This window comes from Streptomyces sp. NPDC006265 (assembly GCF_040613555.1).
Classification (GTDB): domain Bacteria; phylum Actinomycetota; class Actinomycetes; order Streptomycetales; family Streptomycetaceae; genus Streptomyces.
In genome coordinates, this window is record NZ_JBEXSH010001070.1 from 1 (window position 1) to 2,673 (window position 2,673).

1 protein-coding gene is annotated in these 2,673 nt (G+C 72.6%); it reads right to left on the reverse strand.

The annotated features are described in order from the left end of the window. The coding region (locus ABZ281_RS45340) for a 2Fe-2S iron-sulfur cluster-binding protein (protein WP_356664215.1) at positions 1 to 2,673 on the reverse strand (2,673 nt) is incomplete at both ends.

Here is a 2,673-nt window from a genome sequence, read left to right on the forward strand (position 1 = left end):
TCCGCGAGCCCGAGTTCCCTGATCCGCGCCTGGGCGGTCTCCGACCGCCGCCACTGGTCCTTGGGGCATTCGTCGCCGCCGACGTGGACGAACTCTACGATCGGATAGCCCTTCTCCGCACGCAGGACGTGCATGGTCTCCGTGCCGTACGGGGTGATGCCGTACGGGGCCCCGGCCTCGTACAGCGCCTCCCACAGGGCGAGGGCCTCCCACGGTGACACGTTGATCTCGTAGGCGAGTTCGCCGGAGAAGCTGATCCGGCACACTCGCGCGTCGATGCCGGCGACGGTCGTCTCGCGCCACGCCATGAACGGGAAGTCCTCGTTGGCTACGGCGAGTCGGGGCGCGAGCGAGCCGAGGACCTCGCGGGAGCGCGGGCCGACCAGGGCGACGGTGGCCCACTGCTCGGTCACCGACGTGCAGTGGACACGCAGTTCGGGCCACTCCGTCTGGAGCCATTCCTCCATCCAGTCCAGTACGGCGGCGGCGTTGCCCGTCGTGGTGGTGACCAGGTAACGGTCCTGGTCGAGGCGGATCACCGTGCCGTCGTCGAAGACCATCCCGTCCGGGCGGCACATCACGCCGTAGCGGATCATGCCGACCTTCAGGGTGCTCATCATGTTGGTGTACAGCAGGTCGAGGAAGACGCCGGCGTCCGGGCCCTGGACATCGATCTTGCCGAGGGTGGAGGCGTCCATGAAGGCGACACCCTCACGGGCGGCGGCGCACTCGCGCAGCACAGCCGTCTCCATGCCCTCACCGTCCCGCGGGTAGTACCAGGGCCGCTTCCACTGGCCGACGTTCTCCAACAGGGCGCCGTGCGCGACATGCCACTCGTGCAGGGCGGTGGTGCGGATCGGGTCGAGCAGGGCACCACGGTCGCGGCCGGCGAGGGCGGCGAAGGAGACGGGGGTGTACGGCGGGCGGAACGTGGTCGTGCCGAGCGCGGAGATGTCCACGCCGAGCAGTTCGGCGACGACGCCACTGGCCAGGACTCCGGAGGTCTTGCCCTGGTCGTTCGCCGTGCCGGCCGTGGTGTAGCGCTTGGTGTGCTCGACGGATCGCATGCCGGCGCCGGTCGCCCGGGCCAGGTCGTCGACGGTGACGTCGCGTTGCAGGTCGACGAAGCGCGGGGCGCCTTCCCGGCCCGGGACGGCGAAGACCCGCATGGGCGGTGTCTGCGGCTGTGTCGCCACCTGGGGCAGCTGGGCCTCCCCCGGGGTGTAGCCCTCGGCCTCGATCGCGCGGGTACCGGCGGCGGCCCCCTGGGCGAGAACGCGCGCCAGATCGAAGACGCCGCTCGCGCCGCCCGCGACCTCGACGGCCTGCCGGGAGGTGTCGGGGACGAAGGTGCCGAGCCCCTCGTCGTAGCGGAGCTTGCCTCCTGCCTGGCTGAACAGGTGCGCCACCGGGTTCCAGCCGCCGGAGACCAGGAGCAGGTCGGCGGCGAACTCCCGCTGCCCCTCGGAGTGTCCGTACGGGGCGACGGTCACGGAGGTGAGCCGGGGGGCGCCTTCCGTGGCGGTGACCGCGTGGCCCGTCAGCACCTCGATGCCGGCCCGGCGGGTGCGCTCGGCCCACGCCCCCGGCTCGGGACGGGTGTCGACCACGGCCTCGATGGCGACGCCCGCCGCGGCGAGGTCCAGCGCCACCGCGTAGGCGCTGTCGTTGGTGGTGAAGACGACCGCGTGGCGGCCGGGCAGGACGCCGTGGCGGTTGACGTAGGCGCGGGCCGAAGCAGCCAGCATCACGCCGGGCCGGTCGTTGTCCGCGAAGGCCAGCGAGCGTTCGTGGGCGCCGGTGGCCAGGACCACGTGGCGGGCCCGGATGCGGTGGACACGCTCCCGGGAGACCTTCTCGGGAGCCGCGGCGCCGAGGTGGTTGGTGCGGCGCTCGACGGCGAGCAGGTGGTTGTCGTCGTAGTAGCCGAAAACCGTGGTGCGGCGCAGGACGCGTACGTCGGGGGCGGCGTCGAGCCGGGCGGTCGTCTCGGCGACCCAGTCGAGGAGTTCACCGGTGCCGAGGAGGCTGCCGCCGGGATCCGGCTGGTCGTCGGCGAGGATGACGCGGGCGCCTGATCGGGCGGCGGCTGCCGCTGCGGCGAGTCCGGCCGGGCCGGCGCCGACGACCAGGAGGTCGCAGTGGGTGTGCACGGCGTCGTAGCGGGCCGGGTCCGGTTCGGTGGCGAGGCGGCCCTGGCCGGGGAGGCTGCTCGCGACGAGGCCGTCGTAGAGCTCGACGGTGGTGGCCGGGAGCATGGGCTCGGGGAACGGTTCCTCGATCTGGACGACCGCGTTGGGTTCCTCGACGCCTGCCGAGAAGATGCCGCGGGGGCGGCCCAGTTTGATGCTGGTGCCGGTCTGGATGACGCCGTTGGCGAGGAGGGCGGAGGCGAGGGTGTCGCCCTGGTAGCCCTGGTACTCGGTGCCGTCGAAGGTGAAGGTGAGGGGTTCGTCGCGGTGGATCCGGCCTCTGGTGGGGTGGCGGAAGGGCTGGGTTGATTCGCCCCCGCCGTCCCCACCCGTCCCATCGGGAAGGGACTGCGCACCTTCGACCCCGCTGAGGGCTGCGCCCCCGGACCCCCCTTCGGCCTGGACGGCCTCGTCCTCAATAGCCGGACGGGCTGCCTGCGCTGGACGTGCCTCGAAGGTGGCCGGGCGCTCCTCCCCCGCC